Origin of the sequence: Granulicatella seriolae (genome assembly GCF_024543085.1) — a bacterium.
Classification (GTDB): Bacteria; Bacillota; Bacilli; order Lactobacillales; family Aerococcaceae; genus Granulicatella; species Granulicatella seriolae.
In genome coordinates this window covers 47755-72121 of record NZ_JANHNZ010000004.1, presented here as the reverse complement: position 1 = coordinate 72121, position 24367 = coordinate 47755, and the positions used below count along the sequence as shown (strand labels likewise).

The 24367-nt window shown below is 37.3% G+C and carries 25 protein-coding genes and 2 pseudogenes; 13 read left to right on the top strand and 14 right to left on the bottom strand.

Annotation, left to right across the window (positions count from 1 at the left end):
* Window positions 1-76 precede the first annotated feature (76 nt).
* The 3 genes from NPA36_RS05490 to NPA36_RS05480 form a co-directional block, all read right to left on the bottom strand.
* Window positions 77-814 (bottom strand): HAD family hydrolase, encoded by a 738-nt coding sequence (locus tag NPA36_RS05490; RefSeq protein ID WP_256945114.1) that lies wholly within the window; start codon window positions 812-814, stop codon window positions 77-79.
* 25 nt (window positions 815-839) lie between these two features.
* Window positions 840-1283 (bottom strand): ACT domain-containing protein, encoded by a 444-nt coding sequence (locus NPA36_RS05485; protein ID WP_256945113.1) that lies wholly within the window; start codon window positions 1281-1283, stop codon window positions 840-842.
* 593 nt (window positions 1284-1876) lie between these two features.
* Window positions 1877-2935 carry a pyridoxal phosphate-dependent aminotransferase gene (locus NPA36_RS05480; RefSeq protein WP_256945112.1) on the bottom strand — a complete coding sequence of 353 codons (1059 nt, stop codon included), beginning with the start codon at window positions 2933-2935 and terminating at the stop codon, window positions 1877-1879.
* Between the two features lie 191 nt (window positions 2936-3126).
* Between NPA36_RS05480 and NPA36_RS05475 the strand changes: the two genes are divergently transcribed.
* From NPA36_RS05475 to NPA36_RS05465, 3 genes are read left to right on the top strand one after another with little or no spacing between them, the layout of a single operon-like run.
* A complete protein-coding gene (locus tag NPA36_RS05475; protein WP_256945111.1) occupies window positions 3127-3987 on the top strand; it encodes a GNAT family N-acetyltransferase in 861 nt (286 codons plus the stop codon).
* An 18-nt stretch (window positions 3988-4005) separates the two neighbouring features.
* A complete protein-coding gene (locus NPA36_RS05470; protein WP_256945110.1) occupies window positions 4006-4473 on the top strand; it encodes a VOC family protein in 468 nt (155 codons plus the stop codon).
* Between the two features lie 21 nt (window positions 4474-4494).
* Window positions 4495-5004: a hypothetical protein gene (locus tag NPA36_RS05465; protein WP_256945109.1), complete on the top strand. Its 510-nt coding sequence runs from the start codon at window positions 4495-4497 to the stop codon at window positions 5002-5004.
* A 424-nt stretch (window positions 5005-5428) separates the two neighbouring features.
* On the opposite strand, the gene NPA36_RS05460 is transcribed toward NPA36_RS05465, so the two are convergent.
* Complete coding sequence (locus NPA36_RS05460; RefSeq protein WP_256945108.1) at window positions 5429-5629, bottom strand: hypothetical protein; 201 nt, start codon at window positions 5627-5629, stop codon at window positions 5429-5431.
* Window positions 5630-5933: 304 nt separating this feature from the next.
* Window positions 5934-6560, bottom strand: coding sequence for a sugar O-acetyltransferase (locus tag NPA36_RS05455; RefSeq protein ID WP_256945107.1), 627 nt, complete (start codon window positions 6558-6560; stop codon window positions 5934-5936).
* A 155-nt stretch (window positions 6561-6715) separates the two neighbouring features.
* Here NPA36_RS05455 and NPA36_RS05450 point away from each other — a divergent pair, with 155 nt between their 5' ends.
* From NPA36_RS05450 to NPA36_RS05435, 4 genes are all read left to right on the top strand, one after another.
* The gene (locus NPA36_RS05450; RefSeq protein ID WP_256945106.1) at window positions 6716-7147 is read left to right on the top strand and encodes a VOC family protein; all 432 of its coding nucleotides are present in this window, start codon (window positions 6716-6718) and stop codon (window positions 7145-7147) included.
* Between the two features lie 122 nt (window positions 7148-7269).
* Window positions 7270-7695, top strand: a complete 426-nt coding sequence (locus tag NPA36_RS05445; protein ID WP_256945105.1) for a MerR family transcriptional regulator — start codon at window positions 7270-7272, stop codon at window positions 7693-7695.
* Between the two features lie 65 nt (window positions 7696-7760).
* Window positions 7761-8612, top strand: a complete 852-nt coding sequence (locus NPA36_RS05440) for an aldo/keto reductase (protein ID WP_256945104.1) — start codon at window positions 7761-7763, stop codon at window positions 8610-8612.
* Window positions 8613-8714: 102 nt separating this feature from the next.
* Window positions 8715-9290 (top strand): histidine phosphatase family protein, encoded by a 576-nt coding sequence (locus tag NPA36_RS05435; protein ID WP_256945103.1) that lies wholly within the window; start codon window positions 8715-8717, stop codon window positions 9288-9290.
* A gap of 409 nt (window positions 9291-9699) precedes the next feature.
* On the opposite strand, the pseudogene mgtA reads toward NPA36_RS05435, so the two are convergent.
* Window positions 9700-12384 (bottom strand): annotated as a pseudogene (gene mgtA, locus NPA36_RS05430) (magnesium-translocating P-type ATPase).
* Between the two features lie 389 nt (window positions 12385-12773).
* Between mgtA and NPA36_RS05420 the strand changes: the two are divergent.
* The 4 genes from NPA36_RS05420 to NPA36_RS05405 are packed head-to-tail and all read left to right on the top strand — an operon-like array spanning window position 12774 to window position 15779.
* Window positions 12774-13886 carry a helix-turn-helix domain-containing protein gene (locus tag NPA36_RS05420; RefSeq protein ID WP_256945101.1) on the top strand — a complete coding sequence of 371 codons (1113 nt, stop codon included), beginning with the start codon at window positions 12774-12776 and terminating at the stop codon, window positions 13884-13886.
* Between the two features lie 26 nt (window positions 13887-13912).
* On the top strand, window positions 13913-14104 hold the full coding sequence (locus NPA36_RS05415) for a PLDc N-terminal domain-containing protein (RefSeq protein WP_407932785.1): 192 nt from the start codon (window positions 13913-13915) through the stop codon (window positions 14102-14104).
* Window positions 14101-15018 (top strand): ABC transporter ATP-binding protein, encoded by a 918-nt coding sequence (locus NPA36_RS05410; RefSeq protein WP_256945099.1) that lies wholly within the window; start codon window positions 14101-14103, stop codon window positions 15016-15018. The genes NPA36_RS05415 and NPA36_RS05410 overlap by 4 nt, the downstream gene beginning before the upstream one ends.
* Window positions 15015-15779 (top strand): ABC transporter permease subunit, encoded by a 765-nt coding sequence (locus tag NPA36_RS05405; protein WP_256945098.1) that lies wholly within the window; start codon window positions 15015-15017, stop codon window positions 15777-15779. The genes NPA36_RS05410 and NPA36_RS05405 overlap by 4 nt, the downstream gene beginning before the upstream one ends.
* Before the next feature lie 348 nt (window positions 15780-16127).
* Here the strand turns inward: NPA36_RS05405 and NPA36_RS05400 are convergent, their stop codons facing one another.
* Both NPA36_RS05400 and NPA36_RS05395 read right to left on the bottom strand, forming a co-directional pair.
* Entirely contained in the window at window positions 16128-16574 is a 447-nt protein-coding gene (locus tag NPA36_RS05400; protein ID WP_256945097.1) for a DUF3021 domain-containing protein, read from the bottom strand.
* Between the two features lie 16 nt (window positions 16575-16590).
* Window positions 16591-17031, bottom strand: a complete 441-nt coding sequence (locus NPA36_RS05395) for a LytTR family DNA-binding domain-containing protein (protein ID WP_256945096.1) — start codon at window positions 17029-17031, stop codon at window positions 16591-16593.
* A 201-nt stretch (window positions 17032-17232) separates the two neighbouring features.
* Here NPA36_RS05395 and NPA36_RS05390 point away from each other — a divergent pair, with 201 nt between their 5' ends.
* A complete protein-coding gene (locus tag NPA36_RS05390) occupies window positions 17233-18009 on the top strand; it encodes an ABC transporter ATP-binding protein (RefSeq protein ID WP_256945095.1) in 777 nt (258 codons plus the stop codon).
* Window positions 18006-18758 (top strand): ABC transporter permease, encoded by a 753-nt coding sequence (locus tag NPA36_RS05385; RefSeq protein ID WP_256945094.1) that lies wholly within the window; start codon window positions 18006-18008, stop codon window positions 18756-18758. Before NPA36_RS05390 ends, NPA36_RS05385 begins: the two co-directional genes overlap by 4 nt.
* Before the next feature lie 372 nt (window positions 18759-19130).
* Here the strand turns inward: NPA36_RS05385 and NPA36_RS05380 are convergent, their stop codons facing one another.
* The 6 genes and pseudogenes from NPA36_RS05380 to NPA36_RS05355 all read right to left on the bottom strand — a co-directional run bounded on the left by NPA36_RS05380 (window position 19131) and on the right by NPA36_RS05355 (window position 24063).
* Window positions 19131-19685 (bottom strand): YehR family protein, encoded by a 555-nt coding sequence (locus tag NPA36_RS05380; RefSeq protein ID WP_256945093.1) that lies wholly within the window; start codon window positions 19683-19685, stop codon window positions 19131-19133.
* A gap of 176 nt (window positions 19686-19861) precedes the next feature.
* Window positions 19862-20326 carry a YehR family protein gene (locus NPA36_RS05375; protein WP_256945092.1) on the bottom strand — a complete coding sequence of 155 codons (465 nt, stop codon included), beginning with the start codon at window positions 20324-20326 and terminating at the stop codon, window positions 19862-19864.
* Between the two features lie 158 nt (window positions 20327-20484).
* Window positions 20485-20973 (bottom strand): hypothetical protein, encoded by a 489-nt coding sequence (locus NPA36_RS05370; RefSeq protein WP_256945091.1) that lies wholly within the window; start codon window positions 20971-20973, stop codon window positions 20485-20487.
* A 260-nt stretch (window positions 20974-21233) separates the two neighbouring features.
* Window positions 21234-21698, bottom strand: coding sequence for a YehR family protein (locus NPA36_RS05365; RefSeq protein ID WP_256945090.1), 465 nt, complete (start codon window positions 21696-21698; stop codon window positions 21234-21236).
* A 278-nt stretch (window positions 21699-21976) separates the two neighbouring features.
* Window positions 21977-22816, bottom strand: a complete 840-nt coding sequence (locus NPA36_RS05360; RefSeq protein ID WP_256945089.1) for a histidinol-phosphatase HisJ family protein — start codon at window positions 22814-22816, stop codon at window positions 21977-21979.
* 94 nt (window positions 22817-22910) lie between these two features.
* Window positions 22911-24063, bottom strand: a pseudogene (locus NPA36_RS05355) (iron-containing alcohol dehydrogenase).
* Window positions 24064-24367: the final 304 nt, after the last annotated feature.

Below are 24367 nucleotides of genomic sequence, written 5' to 3'. Positions count from 1 at the left end.
TTCTTTTAATGCTCAGTGATACTTAGCCTATTATAGCTAGCATTTTATAAAAAGCAAGAGAACAGTAGAATTACTTTTATTTGTCAAAAAATATAGCAACAGAGTCTACAATAAAGTCCGCTCTCCCCTCTAATTCTTGCGCACTGGTATTGCCTGTTAAAACTCCGACAGAACCTGCTCCGTGCTTGCCAAACTGCATATCAATAAAGGAATCCCCAATGTATAAAATTTCCTCCATTTTAAGCTGGGCTTGTTTAGCAAATTGTTGCAGTGCTTGTGGGTGAGGTTTTTCTTCGTATTCATCTGGTGTTGCTACAAAGTCCAGCAGTTCAGCAATTCCTAACAGTTCTAACGCCATATCAGTGGGTTTGCGGCTATCACTGGTAGCAAGCCCAACCGCATAGCCCTTTTCTTTTAGTTTTTTGAATAAATTTTGCAAATCACATACTGGAACTAATTTATCCGGGTTGTCTTTAAGATAATTTGTGAAGTAATCCGTCATTTCTAGACAAATAGATTCAGCTGATTGATGAATATATTGAGACAGAAAATCAGCTTGGCTTTGAATTGTCCCAGAAGCAGCCATACTATTGGCCAATAGTTGTCCGTCAACAATGCCAATTTCGCTTAAGACTTGATTAATTTCTTCTTGTTTGAAATCCTTTGGGTCCCGTTTTAGAAGAATTTCGATAAAATCTGCAGTTGGTTGAATCCATAAATCATCTAAGTAGATTAATGTTCCATCCTTGTCAAAAAGCAGTCCCTTAATAGGTTTATCTTCATCAGCCAGTCTTGTTCTTAATAATTCTTCCATTTATATGCTCCTATCCATGTTTTATTTACTCAATCCCTTGAATTTCTACCGCCAAAATGCTTTCAATTTTGGACAATTGTTCGATGAGCTGATCCACAGATAGCGGGGATTCAGAGATGTCTAGCATCATCTGTACTGTTGCCAAAGTGTGGATTGGTAACCCTTGGAAAATGGTTAGTATATTGACTTTTAATGCCGCCAATAAGTCTAAAAGTTGTGATAGCGTACCACTTTCATGGCGTATTTGGATATTGAGAGAGACTTTTCTACCGTTAAGAGATGTAGAAAGGACTTGAATATTGTCACGGTATTTGTAGTAGACACTTCTAGAAATCCCCACTTGTTTGACTGCTTGACTAATATCCTTGACCTTTTTATTGGCCAAAAGTTCCTTGGCTTCTAAAACTTTTACATATACTTCAGGAATAACATTGCTGTTAACGATATAGCGTGTTTGACCTTCCCCCATGGCTTGCCCTCCTATTCTGTATTCGCTTTTATTGTATCACAGTTTTAACTATGGAAATGCCAAATTCATCACTAAAACAGGAAAATAGACTGTGGAAAAGCTCCTTAAAGAATCACATCTAATTCTAAACCACAAAAGAGTTTCCGAGTAATAGACCAGAAATCACAACGGTGGCACCAACGTGAGCCAAGGTCTCACGTCTTAACTGTCTACGTATCTGTAAGGGACCGGGCAAAAAGTTTGTAATATAATAAAAATCATTCTAAATCATAAAATAGTTCCCCAGAAATCTATCAAAAATAGGAACGGTGGCACCGCCGAAAGCCTTGGTCTTTCGGCTTAGCTGTCTACGTGGCTGTAATCGGCTGAAGCCGAAACAGTCACTGTGCGCCAGCTATGCTTTACACCGTTCTGTACGGATAGATTTCTGGGGAACTATTTTATTTTGTTGCCATTTGGACTTTTTGCCCAGCCCCAACAGCTACTGTACAACAGCTATGCTGAAACACCGCTATTTCTGGTCTATTTCTCGGAAACTCTTTTGTTTAAGTGCAATACGAACTTTTTGTGACTTGGAAATTAAGTTCTCAAATTTACTGAAATTCTACCAATTCCGAAATAAGTTCTTTAAGAAGTGCCATTTCTTCCGGCCTACCAATACCAACTCTACAGTAGCCAGCAAGTGGTCCCTCAGAATAATATTTAAAGTTAAAGCCTCTAGTTTGTGCTATTTCCCATAATTGCTTGGTAAATGGTGCTCGAAAAGTAACAAAATTTGTTTGAGATGGTAGCACCTGGCACCCTACTTCATTCAAAAATTCCATAAAATCATTTCGTATGACTTTCGTTTCTTCTGCTAGTTCTTGCACTTTACCACTGTGCTCGTTAATTACATGGCTGGCGATTTTAGCTACTAAGTCACTCATGTTGTAAGGTGGGAGAACCTTATCCATCTCATAGATTAGTTGAGCATTGGATATAGCAAAACCAACTCGTAAGCCAGCAAGTCCATATGATTTTGATAAGGTTCTTAAAACAATCAGATTATCAAACTCATCAACTCTTGTGACTAAACTTTCCAAGTCTGCATAATCATTGTAGGCTTCATCAATAACGACAAAACCATCAAAGTTGCGGATGATTTCTTCGATCACAGCTGGGTTATGAGCCATTGATAAAGGGTTGTTGGGTTGGGACAAGATGATAACCTTGGCGTTGACTTCTTTGGCATAAGCTAAAAAAGCTACAGGGTCTAGTTGAAAGTTCTCATCCAGTGGGAATTCTTTAAATTTGGAGCCATGTGCCATAGAGAAAGCTTGGTACATGAAAAAGTCAGGAGACACGGTCAACAGTACTTGCCCTGGATCAAGAAAGGTTTCAACCACCATTTGAATCATCTGGTCTGAACCCACCCCTTGCAAGACTTGATGCGGATTAATCCCCAATGAGTCAGCTACTGCCTGCCTCAGTTCACTATATTTTGAATCACCATAAAAGGCATAGTCATATGTTTTAAATACATGGCTCAATTCATCCGCCAGATGCGACCAATCAATTAAGCGGTTTTCATTATCTCCTAAGTTGTAGGGTTTTACCTCCTCTACCTTATAGGGAATTTGATTCTCAAAATCTTTTCTAAATAATTTTTTCATAGTAAATTCCTTTCCAAATCTAGAATAGGCAATCCATGTCTTCTAATGATATTTTAATACAAACTGAGTAACTCGTCAAAACGACTACTTTTTTGTTTAACAATAGTCTTTGTTACCACTCTCTGATTAGTAGAGCCATAGCTGTTATGCTACAATAGAAAGTAAGAAATGAACCATCAAGGAGAGCGCTTATGAATTATGCAGAATATCATTTTAAACAAATTTATAACCTAACAGACCAAGTGTATCAAGAGATTTACACATTTTGCCAAATGGTAAATCAAGCTTATCAGTTGAAAGCTCCCAACTTTATCTCTAATACCTATCACTTTGACAAAAAAATCCCTACCGCTATTTTAGCTTATTCTGGTGAAACATTAGTAGCTGTAGCTCTTTTTTACGCTGAATCACAACAAAATATAGAAGTAACCATCAAAGTGCATCCTGACTATCGCCATCAAGGTATTTTTCTAGCTTTAAAAGAGCAAACAGAAAAAATTCAGGCTGAGTTTCAGGTAGAAGAAATTCTCTGGGTGGCTGAAAATATCTTTTCAAAGACTTATCCGTCGTTCTTTGCTCACTATGACTTAGTAGAAACAGAGCTATATTTGTTAGATAAAGGAAAATCGCAAATTGATATTCAAGCACAGTATACTTTGCTTGAACTCGGTCAAGAAGACTTGGAAGATATTGTTGATGTATGTGCCTATGCTTTTGGTAACTCCTACGAGACAACAGCTCATTTTGCTCAAGAGCGTTTAAATGATCCCGACTCCAAACAATACGGGCTCTATCTAGAGGACACCTTGGTGGCAACAACTGCGGTTAACTTGAAGGACGGTCTCTTTTATATTTTTGGTACCGTAGTCAAAGAAAGTATCCGAGGAAGAGGCATCGGCCAACAACTTATCGCCCAAATTATCAGACACCTACAAGAAACCCCTGCCCCTATCGCCATCTCTGTTTCAAAAAGCAATCTTCCTGCCTTTCATATTTATCAAAAAAATGGCTTTGAAGTGGAAACAGAAATAGAGTACTACAAAGAAAAATAAGTAGAAAGAAGGATTCCAATGTCAAAAATTGTGCCATCACTATGGTTTGCTGACAATAATTGCCAAGACGCCATTGACTTTTATACCCAAGTGTTTCCCAATTCTGCTATCAAGTCCATCACCCATTACCCAGATTCAGGGCTAAGCCCCCATTTTGAAGGTATGGCTGGTAAAGTTATCAATGCTGAATTTACCTTGAATGGGCAAGAGTTTATCGGTTTGGACGGCGGACCCTATTTCCGTTTTTCAGAAGCCATCTCATTTACCATTACCTGCAAGGACCAAGAAGAGATTGACTATTACTGGGATAAACTTTCTGCCGTTCCAGAATCAGAGCAATGTGGCTGGGTGAAAGATGCCTTTGGACTTTCATGGCAAATCATCCCTAGCAATCTTGGACAGCTACAAAAAACACCTGCTCAAATTCAAGCCTTAATGGGCATGAAGAAAATCATTATTCAGGACTTAATCGACGCAGCAGACTAGATAAAGGAGTGGAAGTATTTTATGACAACGATAAACATTACCGCACAAGAAGCCATCTTCATGCTATCAAACATCAACAAACAAATAGATACAAAAGCTAGAAGCCTGCATGCCAACCTATTTGGACCAATTACAGTAAACGGTAAATCTGTTGTTCCAAATGGACGACTACACGATACGAATGCGGTTTTGAGAGACTTTGATTTGTTAAGAAACGATGCTGCTAGTTTAAAAGAAGTTATCTCACACTACAATGCCACCCAAAATATTGACGGAAAAAGCATTGCTTATCAATTGGAGTGGCTACGACACAATCGAGGCTTGCTACAAGACTTAGAAAATATAGTAGCTAGTAAAGTGGTTCGTGCCGAGAGCGGTGTGGGCGTAGTCGAATACAATGCCTACAACGAGGCGAAACTAGTGGAAACAATTAGTGAATTACAGACACGAATCAACGGATTGTCTTCAGCCATTGATCATACCAACGCTACTTCTTACGTTACAGTTGCTCTTATAGGAGAGTACCACTAAGTCAATAAATAAAATCTGGTAGAACAATACTCCTAAATGGATGAACGATTTCGCCTAACGGTTTACTCTTATGACGATTAACGCAAGCGACTAAACTATTGATGAGATCAAATTGTTCGATGGGTAGGTTTCCTATCAAAAACTTTTCCTAAACCGAAGTTTTGCCTTTATAGGTTTGGGGTTTTATTGAAATTTATGGAACTGGCTCAAGTCCGTATTAATACACCTACTTCTCAAACGCAAAAGAGTTTCCGGGTAATAAACCAGAAATCGAAACAGCTACTGTGCATCAGCTACGCTGAAACACCGTTATTCCTGTTCTATTATTGGGGAACTCTTTTGCTTTACTAGTTAGAAAAAATTATTGCAAAGACTCATAAATAATTGTCTAAGATAAAAATTAAAACATAGAAATAGACAAAAACTAAAATTTTTCTGTAAAAATTTCATCTGCACACTTTAAACATAGAATAGCTGCATTCTCGTCTGCTAAAGCTTTTCTAGATTTATCTTGTACACTATTGATTTTAGGAGGAAATTGCCATTTAGTCCAACATTTCTCCCAAGTATTTATTTCTTTTCCACATCGGTTGCAATGGAATTTTTTAGTTTTGTCATCGTACATAGTAACACTCCTTTTATGTTTGATTGAATGAAACTGGGCAAAAAGTCTGTAATAAAATAAAAATCATTCTAAATCATAAAAGAGTTCCCCAGAAATCTATCAAAAATGAGAACGGTGGCATCGCCGTGAGCCTAGGTCTCACTGGCTTAGCTGTCTACGTGGCTGTAATCGGCTGAAGCCGAAACATCCACTGTGCGTCAGCTATGCTTTACACCGTTCTGTAAGGATAGATTTCTGGGAAACTCTTTTATTTGGTTACCATTTGGACTTTTTGCTCAGCCCCCTATCCCTTGATGCTTATGTCTTACCTATTCTCTTTCTTAATAAAATACTCTCTTTGTTTCTCTTGCCAATACTCTTTGTCTTGTTGGGTAATTTCTCGAAGTACTCTTGCAGGGTTGCCTCCTACGATGCAGTTAGCTGGAACATCTTTAGTTACTATTGCTCCTGAAGCGACGATACTGTTTTTGCCTACTGTGACACCTGGCAAGATTGTTGCGCCGCCTCCAACCCACACATTATCTTCAATAACAATTGGAAGTCCAAACTCTAGGTCACTTATACGAACCTCGGCATCAATTGGATGACCTGCTGTGTACAAGCTGACTCTAGGTCCAAACATGACGTTATTGCCAATCGTTATGGTGTTTACATCTAAAAATAAACAATCCATATTGCAATAGACATTCTCCCCCATAAAAATATGTCGTCCATAATCAACATATAATGGTGGATTAACATAAATATGCTCACCCGTTCTTCCAAATAACTCTTTTTCTAATCGGACAATCTCTTCCCGATTCTCAATTGGTAAGTTATTGATTTCTTGGGCAAGTTTTTTTCCTCTCGCAGAACCATTTTCCGGTAGAATCTCACTGGCTAAATATAGCTCTCCAACCAACATTTGTTGGTAATCATAGTCTTTTGTCATACTTTACCTCGCTTTATATATCTTATTGTGCCACCACTATACCATAATCTTTGGGAAAATGGTCACTAAAGGGCCTCTAACAAAAAAGGTAAAAAAGACTTTTCCCATCAATTTGTTCTATAATAAGAGTAAAGAAAAGGAGTTGACGTAAAATAATGAACCGTATTAATTTAGTCTGCTTGGGAGTTGAGAATCTTGATTATTCGCTAGATTTTTATAAGGCTTTAGGCTTCCAGACCACTGCTCAACATGGAGCTGCAATTGTCTTCTTTAATAACCAAGGAACTAAACTGGAACTCTACCCCATTGACCTGCTTGCACAAGATATTGATACCGAAAGCCCTCCAGCCATTCATCAAAGTGGATTTTCAGGCATCACACTTGCTTGCAATATGAAGTCCAAACAAGAAGTAGATAACCTGTTTGCACTTGTCAAAGAAATCGGTGGCACCATCGCTAAAGAACCACAACCTACCGACTGGGGTGGCTATAGCGGGTATTTCCAAGACCCAGATGGCTATTATTGGGAAGTTGCTTACGCCGATAGTTGGCAATTTGATGAAAGTGATATGTTGGTTATTGAATAAAGGTGAACATTCTCTAACTAATAAATATTTTTGTAGCACATACGAAATTCTCCTTTAAAAAATTTGAACTGGAGTGCACTCTAGGGTATATAATAGACTTAAGAATGAAAGGAGTGAGTCATGTGAACTCGAAACAAGTTGCTCAAATGTTTGATCTATCCATAGATACCTTGCGCTATTACGAAAAAGTGGGTGTCGTTCCCCCTATTACCCGTGATAAGAACGGCTACCGCGATTATCAAGTAAGAGATTTAAACTGGATATATTTAGTGAAAAACCTTCGCAAAGTTGGTATGTCCATCGAATCGTTACAAGAATTTGCACGATTGTCACAGTTACACGAAACTGGCGGGAAAGAAGTACAACTCAAACAAAAACAAGTCTTAATAGACCAATTGAATAAAGTCAATGAGAAACTAGCACAAATGGAAATTGCACGAGATTTGTTAGCTTATAAGATTGAAACCTATGATGACCATATTGCAAAATTCAAAAATGGCAAGATGCCAGATAGTGAGATTGAAAAGTTATGGGAAGTCAAAAGATAGTGCTTGCTATGGAGTCAGGTCTATAGTTTATACTTAGCCTATCAAAGTAAATGGAGGTTGAAATCATGCAAACAGTAAGTTTAACGAATGGTGTCCAAGTACCTATTTTAGGGTTCGGTGTCTTTCAGATTCCTCAAGAAGAAACCGCACAAGCAGTAAAAGCAGCGATTCAAGCAGGCTATCGTCATATTGATACAGCTCAAAGCTACTTAAATGAACGTGAAGTCGGTCAAGGTATTACAGAATCAGGAATTGACCGTCAAGAATTATTTGTGACTACAAAGATTTGGGTGCACAATGTCAGCTACGATGGTGTTATGAAGTCCTTCCAAGAATCTCTAGAACGTCTGGGTCTCGATTATGTTGACCTACTATTGATTCATCAGCCATATAATGATGTATACGGTGCTTGGCGTGCTATGGAAGAGTTACAGGAATCTGGCAAGATTAGAGCAATTGGTATCTCCAACTTTACAGTCGATCGTGCAGTAGATTTAGCAGAATTCAATAAGATTGCTCCACAAGTTAACCAAATTGAAATCAATCCTTTTCAACAGCAAAGTGACTCCATAAAAACCCTACAAGACGAAGGTATAGCTGTTGAGGCGTGGGCACCATTTGCAGAAGGAAAGAATGGTATATTTAAGAATCCGGTTTTAAAAAGCATTGGCGACAAATATCAAAAGTCTATTGCTCAAGTCATTATTCGCCGGTTGGTTGAACAAGATGTCATTGTCTTGGCAAAATCAGTCAAACCTGAACGGATGGCAGAAAATATTGATGTCTTTGACTTCCAATTAAGCAATGAAGACAAGGCTCAAATTGCTAAGTTGGAACTAGGCGCAAGCCAGTTCTTTTCCCATGCTGATCCTTCTATGGTCAAATGGATGGCCAATCGTAAAGTAGAAGGTATCTAGTCTTTTGGGTAATGGATGGACAAATGGTATACTAGTATTAGAAAGTCAGTTTACTGTTAAGAATCTTGACGACAAATTTTTTTGAGAAAAGAGGATGATTCTATGACGAAAGTATATCTAGTAAGACATGGACAAACCCTATTCAATGCGCAACATAAAATCCAAGGCTTTTGCGACTCTCCGCTAACAGAAACTGGCATCAAACAAGCACAAATTGCTCGGAAACACTTAGATGCAGAGGGGATTGTCTTTGATGAAGCCTACTCTTCAACTTCTGAAAGAGCTAGTGACACCTTAGAAATTCTGACGGATATTCCTTATAAACGAGTGAAGAACCTACGTGAATGGAACTTTGGAAGCTATGAAGGTGAAGGTGAGCATATGAATCCTCCTCTGCCTTACCTAGACTTCTTCGTTCAGTTTGGTGGCGAATCTCAAGCAGATATAGAAGAGCGCATTAGTGTGACAATTGGAGACTTAGTTGCTCAAAGCAAGGCTGATAATATATTGATTGTGTCTCATGGAGCTGCCATCGCTAACTTTTACCGCCGTTGGAAACATGCCAATATCGTTCATCGGAAATCCAGAATTCAAAACTGTTCCCTCTTCAAATACGATTACAGCAATGAAGAATTTCGATTAGAAGAAATTATTGAACATGACTTTAGTTCGCTTTAAACATAGAAATTAGACAACAAGTCCGTAGAGAATGACCTCTATATTCTAAAGCACAAAAGAGTTGCCGAAAAATGAATCAGAAATGGCGGTGTAAAAGCATAGCTGACACACAGTAGCTGTTGGAACTGGGTAAAAATCCAGGCTGCTATACAAACAAACGAGTTTTGCGGAAATCTTATCAGAAATAACGGTGTAAAGCATAGCTGGCGTACAGTGGATGTTTCGGCTTTAGCCGATTACAGCCACGTAGACAGCTAAGCCAGTGAGACCTTGGCTCACGGCGGTGCCACCGTTCTCATTTCTGATAAGATTTCCGCAAAACTCGTTTGTGCTTTAGAACCTGAATTCCCGAAGTCATTCTCTACGGACTTGTTATCCAAACCCTATTTTTGAAGTCCATAATCATTTTCTATTGTTCAAACATGTTGCGTCCCATCTTCTTTTCGTGGAGCTTTACAAAAGTAACTAGAGATACATAACCAATAACCATGACCAGAAGAATTGGGTAGTAGATAAGTGGTAAAGATATAAAGCCAAGGTCTTTAGCAAATGGCATTATCGGAAGTAATGTGACAAAAGCAATGCCTAAAAAAGTCGCTAAATTAACCGCTCTTGATGCATGACTTTCGATAAAAGGAATTTTTGGTGTTCTAAGAGTATGCATAACCAAGGTCTGCGTCCACATAGATTCAACAAACCAACCCGTTTGGAAGGTCATAATGAAGACCATCTTCATCTGTGGATCAGTTATTTGGTGATAGCTCATCCCCACTACAGCAGGACAAATAAGAAAGAACATAGCTACATAAGTAAAGATATCAAAGATCGAACTGAGAGGGCCATAGGTAGTCATAAACCTTCTAAGCGTTGAAGTGTCCCAAGTTCTAGGTTGCTTCAACAGTTCAGGGTCTGCATTGTCAAATGGCAAGGCGACACAGACAAAGTCATAAATCAAATTCAGTGCAATCAATTGGAGAGCTTCCATTGGTAAGAAAGGTAGGAAAGCACTAGCCGCCAATACAGAGAACATGTTCCCAAAATTTGATGAAGCTGTCATACGGATGTACTTAATCATATTTTGATAGACTTTACGTCCCTCCACAATCCCATCTTTTAAAACCATCAAATCTTTTTCTAAAAGAATGGCTTTTGCGGCTTCTTTAGCAACGTCTACTCCTGAATCAACAGAAATTCCAATATCTGCCACTCTTAAAGCAGCGGCATCATTAATCCCATCTCCCATATAACCAACTCGGTGACCATTTTTCTTCAAGGCAGTGACCACACGAGATTTTTGGAGGGGTGATAGTTTTGCAAAAATAACTGTTTGCTCTACTCGTTGTGCTAAGTCTTTGTCGTTCATATTTTCCACATCTATACCAAGCATGGCGTTGTTAGTTGAAAGGCCTAACTGTTTTGCAACGGATACAGCTACTTTATCATTGTCTCCCGTCAACATTTTAACAGCAACGCCATACTCTTTCAGTGCTTGAATGGAGGAAATAGCGGATTGTTTTGGCGGGTCAAGGAAGGCTAGAAACCCCATAAGAACCATGTCAGACTCATCTTCTACTGATAGCAATCCCACTCCTTTTGGTTCTGTTTTATGAGAGACAGCTAATACACGATAGCCATCTTCATTTAAAGAGGAAGTTAGGTCAATAATAGTTTTCTTAAGTTCATCGGTTAGAGGCTGCGTTTTTCCAAGGTGTTCAACATCTGTCGAAATGGCTAACATTTCTTCGAGAGCACCTTTGGTAATTAGTTCAGTATTGCCATCCTTATCTTTCACAACAACACTCATTCTTCTGCGTTCAAAGTCAAATGGAATTTCGTCAACTTTAGTATAAGCGGTATCTAGTTTTTTTAAATTTACATTTGTTTCTGCTTCTTTTCCAGTTCGATCTATTATTGTACGGTCCATTAAGTTCTTGAGGCCAGTTTGGTAATAGCTGTTAAGGTAGGCATAACGTAAGACCTTGTCGTCCCTATCTCCGTGAACATCCAAATATTTTTCTAGAACTACCTTATCCTCTGTCAGAGTCCCCGTTTTATCTGTACAAAGTATATCAATGGCACCTAAATTTTGAATAGAGTTAAGGTCTTTCATAATGACCTGTTTTTTAGACATGGCAACGGCACCACTAGCCAGACAGGTTGTCACAATCATAGGCAACATTTCAGGTGTCAAACCAACTGCAACAGAAACAGCAAACATTAAGGCACTAAGCCAATCTCCTTTAGTAAATCCATTTATAAAGAAGACTATGGGCACCATGACTAGCATAAAACGGATTAGCAGATGCGAAACGTTATTGACGCCCTTGTCAAAGCTAGTTTGTTCTGGTTTCTTTGTAACTTGTTGGTAGGTTTGACCTAAAATAGTATGGTCTCCTGTTGCAAGAACCAATACTTTTGCCGAACCTGAAATGACTGTAGTCCCCATAAAAGCAAGGTTATTGTATTCAAGGACTTGTTTTTTAGCATCGGCTTCTAGTTGCTTAGCTGTTTTCTCAACCGGCTCACTCTCACCTGTCATAGCAGATTGCGCTACAAACAAGTCTCTGGACTCTAATACTCTCACATCAGCAGGAATTAAGTCACCACTTGTCAAATGAATAATATCACCAACCACCACCTCATCAAAGGGAATCTCTACTTGACCACTCCCCTTTCGAATAGCTGCAGTTGTTGTATGAATCATGCCCAGTAACTTAGATGTCGCCTTTTCACTTCGCGTTTCTTAAACAAATCGTAGGCTACCTGACAAGAAAACCATAACAGCAATAATAATAGCCGTACTAGGATTTTTTTGACCAACTGGTTGCAAGGCAACATCTGTCACCAAACTAACAGCAGCTAATGTTAACAAAACCAAGGTAAATGGATCCGTAAACGATCTGAGGATGTGCTTGGCTAGAGATTCTTTCTTTCCACGGGTCACACCATTATTTCCATACTTACTGCGTCGTGCCTTAACATCGGTATCGGATAACCCATCGATTGTCACGCCTAAGTCTTGCATAACTTCATCTTTATCCGTCTCTGCTGCCCAAAACATCATCTCTTTGGTGTTGTAATCATATTTATTCATAATGGCCTCCATCTATACTTTTCAGCACTATCTATAAGTGAAATACTTGCTGAAGCAATATACCTGATACTATAAGATTACTCCTCATTCTTTGCAAAAACAAATCTTTCACTTTATAGATTTTGGTTTGGATGGTTTAAATAAAGAGGTCATAATCCTTATGTCGTCATTAAAGAGTTTATTCGGACCACAAAATGAGATATTATTAACCCACTAGAAAAAACAGCTCACCCCTTATCATTTTTGATGAAGAATGAGCTGTTTTATTTGTTCAATATATTATCAGCAAAGAATTCCCACAAGTTGATTAAATCACCCTATGTTGACTACTGTTCCATTGCTTACGATGAATTTTGAATTGTATAATGTAGACAAGAAAGAGGTGACTTATGAAAGATATAAACATTGCACAAGCTATAACCCTACATCGAAAACTAAAAGGGATCACACAAGACCAACTAGCTAACTACATTGGTGTCTCAAAATCTTCCGTTTCAAAATGGGAGACTGGTCTAAGCTATCCCGACATCACATTTTTACCTCAGCTAGCAACATTTTTTAATATATCCATTGACGTTTTGATGGGCTATGAGCCACAGATGAGTAAGGAAGATATTAGCAAGCTGTACGTTAAGTTATCAAAGGACTTTTCTGAACAAGATTTTGAAGTAGTACTTACAGACTGTCATCAAATCATTAAGAAATACTATTCTTGCTACCCACTCCTCTTACAAATGGGGGGGTTATTACTAAATAATAGCCAACTTGCACCGAATCAAAAAAGGTTTAGCGAAGTGGTCACGGAGGCTAAAACGCTTTTCTCAAAAGTTAAAACTGAAAGTGATGACGTTGAACTAGTAAGGCAAGCCACTCACTTAGAAGCTGCCTCTTTGATCACACTTGGCTTGCCCAAGGAAGTGATTGAGTTGCTGGAAGACTCACATTCTCTAGTTCTATCCTCAGAAGGATTACTAGCAACAGCTTATCAAATGGTGGGTCAAGTAGAAAAAGCCAAAGAAACCATACAAATTGAGTTATACCAATACCTAACGGCTTTTCTTAGACTCTTAACTTCCTATCAATCCTTATTTTTCAACGACCCAGAACAATTTAAGCTGATATCACAACGGTTTCTCCAACTTTCAGAGACGTTTAACTTAGAAGAGTTAAAACCAGATGCCTTAGTCATGTTCTATTTAACAAGTGCCCAAGGAAATATCATTAATGGACAGATTGAGGAGGCTTTGAACGATTTAAAAGAGTACGCTAGAATTTCTACAGAAAATAAAATGCTCTTCCATCTACATGGGGATAACTTTTTCACGAGCATAGATAATTGGTTTGAGCAGTTACCATTAGGAATAAATCCTCCAAGGGACAAGACCGTGATTAAGCAAAGTATGTATGATGCCATCGCCAACAACCCAGCTTTCACTGTTCTAAAAGATGATATTCGTTTCATAAATATTCTTGAAAAACTAAAAAATAATATTAAAGGGTGAGTCATTTGAATCATTTAGACTTGTTTATGGAGTACCTACCGTTTTTTCTTCCCTTAATTATCCTGCAATTAGTACTAGCCATCACAGCAGTCATTCACGTTCTAAAGCACCCCCAATACCGCTTTGGAAATAAACCCATGTGGATAATTATTGTCTTATTCGTTCAGATTATCGGACCAGTCATCTATTTTGTTTTTGGCAGAGGTGATAGCGAATGAACATTCTAGAAATTAAGCAGCTATCAAAAGCATTCGGCAACAAAGAAGTCTTGTCAAAGCTAGACATGGTTGTCCCGGAACACTCCATATTCGGTTTTGTCGGGCAAAATGGTGCTGGAAAGACGACTACTATGAAAATCATTTTAGGCCTACTCAAAGCAGATAGTGGTACTATCACCGTCTGTGGCGAAACTGTAACGTATGGTGACACCAAAACCAATCGTCACATCGGCTACCTACCAGATGTTCCTGAATTTTATTCCTACATGAACCCTATGGAATATTTGCAACTGTGTGGTCAAATTACCGGTTTATCAAAGGCTGCTACCGTTTCAAAAGCCCATGATTTGCTCAAGTTAGTAGGACTGGATGGTGAAAACCGTAAAATCGGAGCATTTTCACGAGGGATGAAACAACGCTTAGGCATTGCACAAGCCTTACTAAACGAACCTCAACTACTGATTTGTGATGAACCAACTTCGGCCCTTGATCCCATCGGACGGAAAGAAATTTTGGATATTTTACTGACTATCAAAGGCAAGACCACGGTTGTCTTCTCTACTCATATTCTGTCAGATGTTGAAAGGGTCTGCGACAATCTAGCCATTCTACATCAAGGCAAGTTAGCCCTTCACGGAACACTTGCTGAACTCAAGAAAAACTATAGCTCAAATGCCTTTATGATTGAATTTTCAAATGAAAAAGAATTGAATAACTTTTTAACATCTACTCACTTAAAAGAAAATGGCGTCACGCTTATGAAAGATAGAAATACCATAACTGTTACTCTTCAAGATCAGAATAAAAATGGAGCTTTCTTGATTGATATTCTTGCACAAAATAATCTAGTTCCCGTCAAATTCGAAAAGCTTGAACCATCACTAGAAAACTTATATGCGGAGGTGGTCCAATGACACACTATGTAGCTTTTCTAAAAAAAGAAATCTTAGAAAGCATTCGAACTTATAAACTCTTTATTATGCTTGCAGTATTTGCTATATTCGGTCTACTTAGCCCCTTGGCAGCACTCATGACGCCATACCTGATTAAGAATCTCTTACCAGGTGGGCAATTAATTCCAATACAAGACCCTACTGCAATAGATTCATGGACTCAATTTTTCAAAAACATCACGCAAATGGGTGTCATGGTCATGGTGCTTATTTTTAGTGGCATAGTGATTACAGAGATTTCCAAAGGCACTTTAATCAATATCTTAACCAAAGGACTATCCCGCACGGTTGTTATTCTGGCTAAGTTTACTTTGATGGGGGTGGTTTGGACACTTAGTCTTCTGCTTGCATTTTTCATTTGCTGGCTATATACTGCATATTATTTTTCTGCTGATGATATTCATCATTTACTTTTTTCAATCTTTTGCTTGTGGTTTTATGGCATTTTCCTGCTAGCCTTGTTACTTTTAGCCTCGACCCTTACCAACACAATCTATAGCTGCCTAATGATTGTTGGGCTTGTCTTTGTGACTTGTATGTTATTGAATATTATCCCTGATGTTCAGCAATACAATCCTGTAACTCTTTCCTTACGAAATATGGATTTGCTAGTCAATCATCTTGAACCAAATTTTTTCTACCCTACTATTGCTGTTACAATTGGATCTATTATTGCCTTACTTACCTTTTCTATCCTAGTTTTTAGAAAGAAACAGATATAGGTATTTGAATTGAGAAAAAGACTGTCTTAGTAGAAAACAAAAGAGTTTCCGAGAACAGAATCAAAAATAAGAACGGTGGCACCGCCGTGAGCCAAGGTCTCACGGTCTTAGCTGTCTACGTGACTGTAAATCGGCTAAAGCCGAAACAGTCACTGTGCGTCAGCTATGCTTTACACCGTTATTGCTGATTCTGTTCTCGGAAACTCTTTTGCATTTTAGTAACTAATTTATAAGTCAAATATTTTCCCCATCTCCCTTAATGATTTATAGTTGCATATCCAGAAATTATCCATTATCAGTATTCTAATTGTTAAAATTTTTCTCCATATAAAAAATTAAAAACCCAAACTAAAAATAAGACTTGGTATTTTTTTGTACATCACGTAGTTTTTGATTAATTCGCTTTGCTTGAACTTTACCACTAAAATAAAAACATGCCCAAATTCCAAAACTAATCGTTATTGCTACTATTACGTAAAGTATAATATTATTTACGCCTTGATTTGTAGGTATCCATTTGAAGTAAAATGCCAAAGGAAAATATACAGCGAATCCAATAGACATATGAATTGTAACTTTTTTCCACAGTGGTATGGTGTCAGATTCGTAAATTAAAGATGGTATAGAAAAAGCAATACCGACTAACATACTGCCTAAGCTTTGCCAAACATAGTTGTTTACAATGGGCTCCAAGATTTGTGGCCCGCCAATAAGAAAAAGTATCATGCATGTTATTGTAAATAATAGACTGCCTAAGGCAATACCACTACCAATAGTTGCAAGAATTCGTTTCATTATGGTTCCCTCCTTTTTATATTCCAACTCTTGTTTTAAAGGCTTGAACATATCTTCTTGAAATAGATTCGACACACCCATTTTTTGTTACCACATCCAAAGTACCAACAATATTCGTATCTACATGGTCTATTTTCAAAAGATTAACAATGGCACTCTTTGAAATACGAATGAATTCATTATTTAACAGGGCTTCAATTTCATATAATCTTTTTGTAGATGTAAACTTTTGTTTTGACGAATCATAAACACAAACTTCTTTTCCTTCAGTTCGTATCAGTTGAACATCACTAATGTTAAGAATAAACAATCTTTCATTTTGCTTCACTGTGAGTATTTTACCTTGTGAGTTTTCAATCAGCATCACTACCTGTTGAATTTCCTCGGTTAGCTCTTTTGTATGTATGATTGCATAAGGTTCATCAATATCAGATGACAATCTAATCTCAACTCGCACGATATCCCCCTCCATTTCTTTGTATGATATGTCTACATTTACTACTATAAGTATACCATATGGACTGATTCTAGTTTCACATGTAGTAGTTCGTTTTCAACCGCTTATCATCGAAAATCAACCGTTTGTCCAAAAACACCCTTTAAAAATTTTTTTATTCGTATACTTAAAGTACCAAAATAGAAATGGAGGTACCTACCAATGAATAGTGAAATTCAAGTAGATGTAAGACATCTAAATGTATCCTATGGGAAAAATGTTGCTGTTCGTGATATTTCTTTTGACGTAAAAAAAGGAGAAATTCTGGCGATTATTGGTCCTAACGGATCGGGAAAAACTTCAACAGTGGAATGTATCGAGGGCTTACGTAAGCCTACTTACGGACAAGTGAATGTATTTGGGCTAAACCCACAAACACAAAGAAAAGAAATTTATAAACACTTAGGCGTTCAGCTTCAAGAAACCCAGTACCCTGACAAAATCAGAGTTCAAGAGCTCTGTGAACTATTTGCTTCTTTTTATGAAGAAGCTGCAGATTGGGAAATTTTACTAAGAAAATTGGGACTAGAGGATAAACGGAATCGTGATGTAAGCAAACTTTCAGGTGGAGAAAAACAAAAGTTATCTATTTTGCTGGCATTATTGCCTAAGCCTCGTGTACTGATTCTTGATGAACTGACAACTGGTCTTGACCCCGAAGCTAGACGTTCCTTATGGAATAGCATACGTGCTGTAAAAGAAGCGGGAATATCTGTCTTACTTATATCTCATTTTATGGATGAAGTTGAATATCTTTCAGACCGTATTTTGTTTTTAAAAAAAGGAGAATTGTTTTTTATAGGAACTTCTTTAGAGATGAAAGAACTTGCTAAAAGTACCTATAGCTTTTTAGGACATAAGGATAATGTATCACTTGAAGATGTCTATCTTGCTATGGTTGGCAAACAGGGTGAATTAGATGTGGAGGTATTGTTATGAAATCATTTTTAGTAGCTTTTAATATCGAGCATAAACTGTTTTGGCGCGGTTTCTTTGGACCCTTCTTCACCTTGGTTTTCCCTTTACTGATGCTATTTTTATATGGAAGCATATTTGGAAATGAACCTGACCCTGTCTATGGTGGATATGGTGCTATGGACGTATCCATTCCATCCTATTGTGCTATGGTAATTGCTGTTACTGGCATCATGGTTTTTCCTCTGACCATGGCTGAATACAAAAGTAAAAAAGTGTATAAGCGTTTAGACGCCACATCACAAGGGAAAAACACAGTTATTTTGGCACAATTAGCTGTCAACGTGCTTATGAGTGTTATTGGGATTGGTCTATTAGTTATTGGTGGGCTATTGTTTTACAATGTTCAGATAGATGGGAATCCCTTCATTATTGCACCGATTCTTTTATTAGGGATTACAAACACCTATTCTTTTGGATTTTTACTTTCTGCCATTGCACCTGACTATAAGACAGCTCATGTCCTTTGCTATTTAACTTACTTTATTATGATTTTTGTATCAGGAACAACGATTCCTATTGAACGGTTTCCTGAAAGTTTACAAACATTTGCCAAAATCTTGCCTTTAACCTATGTCACTGATGTATTTCGTGCAGTATTCGCTGGAAAACCAATGACAGATTATGTATCGGATATTGTTATAGTTGCCGTTCTTGGTCTCACTTTCAGCGCCATAGCAATTGCTATAAACCGTCGCAAAAGATGGGATTGAAATTCTTTTGTTATGTTTGTAAGTCAAAAATTTACCCCAATTTATGCTGGAATTCGAAAAAATTATTATACTCTTATACGGTTTATAGTTATCTAGTCCTTATTCGTTTAAAATACTTTTAGGTGCTTTGAACGAATAAGGACTAGATAATAAACGCATAGTAACAAAACAAGAGAGTTCCTGGTAAAAATTCAGAAATCAAGAAGTGTCACCGTCTAAAGTCGAAACAGCTACTGTACATTGGTTGTGCTCTACACCGTGATTTCTGAATTTTTCTCGGAAACTCCTTTGTGGTTTAGAAATGGTTGTTATTTTTTAAGGACTTTTTTTACCCAATCCCTTTTACATATTTGAAAATACTGCACCCCTGATTTACTCTACTGTACAAGTAAACCCTTGAGCTTCAAAAGCACTAACGGTTTTTTGGAGAGAAACAAACGCAACTTTATCCGTATCTTTTGCATTTAAGAGTCCAAGTTGTCTTAATGTTTGAATGCTAGTTTTCATAAGATCATATTCTGCTATATCTTTTATTTTTGTATCACCAACTTCCTCAAAGTGGGGTGTGATACCCTCAAAAGAGTTTGCTGCTTCAATGTTTGCATTGAATTCTTGCATTGCTTTATCACGTTCTTCCTTACTTGAAAACTCAATCATTCCCTCGAAAGTTATCTTTTTCACTATATCATATTTACTACTATATGTTTGTTTAATTGTTGAATAATCTTGAAAAGGCGTATCAATGGAACAGACAGTTGTAATTGTTTTTTCACTTTCATCCACTTGTTTTGTTGTAGAAACTTGTTCACTTGTTGCTGCTTCTTTAGTTGTACTTACCTCTTCCGTTGTAGATGAAGTTTCTTTTTCTCCACTACCACAACCAACCAGCACAAACGCTACAAAAACTAAAATCAATGTCTTTTTCATTTTCTTCCCTCCTTTAAGATACCCTTATTATAATGAAAATCATTTTAACATTCATGTTTTTCTCATGTTCTTCTATAGTAGTTGTCTGAATATCTTGGTCCCTATTTGCCAATATTCATGTACAAAAAAAGACGCTAAATGCGTCTTTTCTTCGTATCGTATCTTATAGACAAAGTCTATTCTACTGAACAGGTAAATCCTTGTTCTTCTAAAGCTTTAACCGTTTGTTCAACAGAGATTGCTTTTGTTTTCTCGTTAGCCGATGATTGTAGCAAACCAATTTGGATTAATGTTTGTAAGCTAGCTTTTTCCAAATCATAACTTGCAATATCTTTAAGCGTGACATCATCAACCTTTTCATAAGCAGCTGAAACACCTTCTAAAGAGTTAACTGATTTTACAGCTTCATCAAGTTGGGGCAGTGTTGCTTCAAGAATTTGATTATTTGGCATTACCATAACCCCCTCAAATTCTATTTTTTTCGCAATGTCACCTTCACTAATAATTGTTTGTTTGGCTGACGAATAACCTCTATAAGGCTTATCTGTGGTACATACAGTTGCTGTTGTTGTCTGCCCTACACCGTTACCGCAGCCAACCAAGGCAAATGCTGCAAGTAATACAACTAATCCCTTTTTCATGACATTCCCTCCCTTAATATAGCTTTATAAAATGAAAATTATATTAAACATTGAACTTCTCTGCAACAATTTTTTACGTGTCCTTATTCTTATTTATGAATATCCATGCACAAAAAAGACACTAGATGTGCCTTTTCTTTATATCCTATATCACTAACCTATTCTACTGAACAGGTGAATCCTTGTTCTTCTAAAGCTTTAACCGATTGTTTAACAGAGATAAACTTAGCTTGTTCATTCGTTTGTCCATCCTCTGTTGTTTTCATCAAGCCTACCTGTTGTAGGGTTTGTAAACTAGCTTTCTCTAAATCATACTCTGCCATATCTTTGATAGTTGTGTCATTAACTTTTTCATAAGTAGCAGTAACACCTTCTAAAGAGTTAGCTGATTTCATAGCTTCATCAAGTTGTGGTATTGCTGCATCCAGTGATTCTTTATTCGGTGCCTCTAATATTCCCTCGAACTCTATTCTTTTCGCTATGTCACCCTCACTAACAATGGTTTGTTTAGCTGATGAGTAGCTTATATAAGGCTTATCGATAGAACAGACAGTCGTTGTTGTTTTTTGACCTTCACTGCTACTGTTAGCGTTACCGCAACCAACCAAGGCAAATGCTGCAACTACTAAAACTAGTGTTTTTTTCATAAATTTCCCTCCCTTAATATACCCTTATTATAATGAAAATCATTTTAAAGTGCATGTTTTTTCTATATGCAAATGCCTTTATTTTTGTCGCCGCTATTGATTTAATACCTGATGTTGACTAATTTCTAATAAGTTTTTTCCATCTTTTAGTTCAATAATTTTCTTATAAATTTCCTATGTATCCTTGGTTCTACTTGTCAATATCTATGTATAAAAAAAGACGCTAAATGCGTCTTTTCTTTATATCTTATATCACTCCCCTACTCTACTGAACAAGTGAATCCTTGGTCTTCTAGACCTTTAACCGATTGTTCTACAGAGATTAATTTTGCATTCTCGTCATCTGTTGATTCTAACAATCCGAGTTGTATTAATGTTTGTAAGCTAGCTTTTTCTAAATCATAACTTGCAATATCTTTAAGTGTGATATCATCAACTTTTTCATATCTAGCTGAAACACCTTCTAAAGCGTTAACTGTTGTTACAGCTGCATCAAGTTGTGGAAGTGCTGCTTCAAGACTTTCTTTATCTGACGCTTTCAAGATTCCCTCGAAATCTATTTTTTTCGCAATGTCACCTTCACTGGTAATTGTTTGTTTGGCCGACGAATAAACTTTATAAGGCTTATCAATGGCACAAACTGTCTTTGTCGTTTTTTGACCTGCACCGTTACCGCAACCAACCAAAGCAAATGCTGCAAATACTAAAACTAATGACTTTTTCATATATTTCCCTCCTTTTAATATACCCTTAGTATAACGGAAACAATATTAAAAGTCATTTTTTCCACATAAACGATAAAGTAATACTATAAATATCATTTATTAGATGATATTTTCGGAACTTATCGTCTGTTTAACCAAACAACTAACTCACGTAATATACTATACCTTTTTAGTTTTTTTGACCTGTTCAAACTTGCTCATTAAAATTTTCTTCAATCCTTTTTGAGCTAAACTACATAAATTAATTTATCTTTAAACATGAGCTGGGATATCACTAATCACAAATCATGGTAAACAGGTACCATTTTGTCAAAACTGCAATATTGTTTGAAGCCTATTTCTTTTAAGATTTGTAAAGATTCTTTGATATTAAAACCTAGGTGTTCTGGTTTGTGGCTGTCTGACCCAACTGTAATAATCGTCCCACCTAACTCATGATAGAGCTTCAAAATTTCGATTGACGGTGTTAAGCCTTTGACACCATAACGCACGGAGGAGGTATTGACCTCAATCCCCTTCCCATCAGCAATAACAACTTTCAAGATTTGTTCAATCCATTCTTTGGTGCTTGGGAACATATCCACTTCTTTATCCAAGTAGCGTCGCATCAAATCCATGTGAGCCAATACACTGTAGTCTTTATAATGAGTCACTAGCTTATACATTTCTGAGTAATATCCCTCGTAGGACTGCTCATGGCTCAATACCTTTTGATAATCACCCGTCCAAAATTCCTTATCGTCTACTTGATGGATGGATAGTAAGATAAAATCATAGGTATAGGCATCATAAAGAGCTTGAAATTGTGGAATAGTATGAACTTGCATACCAAACTCTAATCCTGCCTTGATAGCAATTTTCCCTTGATACTTTTCCTGCAATTCTCTTAGTTCCTTGAAATAGCGCTCATAAGGAACATTTCGTATCAGGGTATTTTTCCCTACCAAATATTCTTCGCCCTCTTGCCAATCATCCTTCACCCCATAATCTACATGGTCCGTAAAACAAATCTCAGTCATGCCCATCTCGATAGCGTCTTTCACAACATCTTCCATCAAATACCAAGAGTCGTCACTATAGTCTGTATGCACATGATAGTCCGCAAAAAATTCTTTCATTATTATCCTCCGTTCCTCTTTATGGTTACATTTTTCACTTCAATTTTACCATAAAAAGACCCCGATTCAGAGAAATCCAAATCGAGGTTCTGCTTTAAAATAGTTCTTTGTAGTAAGAAATTGTTTCTTCTAAAGTTGGTGTAAATGGATTGCCCGGTGCACAGGCATCGATCATGGCATTCTTAGAGAGGTATTCAAAGTCAAACTCCTCTTCTGTGATGCCTAAATCAGTTAGTTTAGTAGGAATGCCCACTTGTTGAGAAAGCTTAAGAATCTCAGCAACCGCATAGTCAGCACATTCCGTATCACTTTTTCCTACAATATCCATTCCAAGAGCTTTTGCTACTAAACGGAATTTTTCAGGAACACGTTTAGCATTTTCACGCTCAATAATCGGTAGCAACATAGCACAGCAAACCCCATGTGGTAAATGGTAAACAGCACCCAGTTGATGTGCCATGGAGTGGACATAGCCAAGACCGGCATTGTTAAAGGCCATACCTCCTAAGAAGATGGCATTGACCATATTGGTTCTACCTTCCAAGTCATGTCCGTTTTCAACGACTTTAGGTAAGTTTTCTTTGATTAATTCAATAGCTCCCATAGCCAATTTTTCAGTTACTGGATAGGCACCTGGAGTTACAATGGATTCAATGGCATGAGTCAAAGCATCCATACCCGTTGCAGCCGTTAAATCTTTTGGTTTGTCTAGCATTAATTCAGGGTCATTAACAGAGAGGACAGCCAAACTATTCTTGTCCACCATTACCATCTTAACCTTACGTTCTTCATCGGTAATCACGTAGTTAATGGTAATCTCAGCAGATGTTCCAGCTGTTGTATTGATAGCAACCACTGGCAAGCCCTTTTTTTGCAGACTTATGTAAGCCTTCGTAATCCTGAGGTTTTCCACCATTTGTAGCAATGATAGAGATAGCACTAGCAGCATCTTGCGGTGAACCTCCACCGAATGAAATGATGAAATCACAGCCATTTTCTTGTAGCATGCTAACACCGTCGTTTACATTTTTACAAGAAGGATTAGGATCAACATCCTTATACAATACATACTCAATACCTGCTTCATTTAAAGGAGCTGTTACCTTGTCCAATAATGCACTTGTTGCTAAAAAATTATCCGTTACCAATAGGGCTTTTTCATAACCCAAGTCTTTCACATAAGTTCCTAATTCCTTTACTACACCCTCACCAATCAGATTCACTGCTGGTACATAAAAAACAGCCATTTCTCTTCCTCCTAAAATTTATTTTGTTATCGTTTACACATATCATTTTAAAGGTTTTTATTTGTGATAACAATAGCTAACAGGATTTTTTCTAAAACTTGTCTCAGTTCTCATTAGTATAAACAACATACTGGTCAAAAATTCTTATTATGACTAAACAAAAGAGTTGCCGAGACAGGCATCAGAAGACGGTGTAAAGCATAGCTGATGCACAGTAGCTGTTGGGGCTGGGCAAAAAGTCCAAATGGTCACTAAATAAAATAGTTCCCCAGAAATCTATCCGAAATAACGGTGTATAGCATAG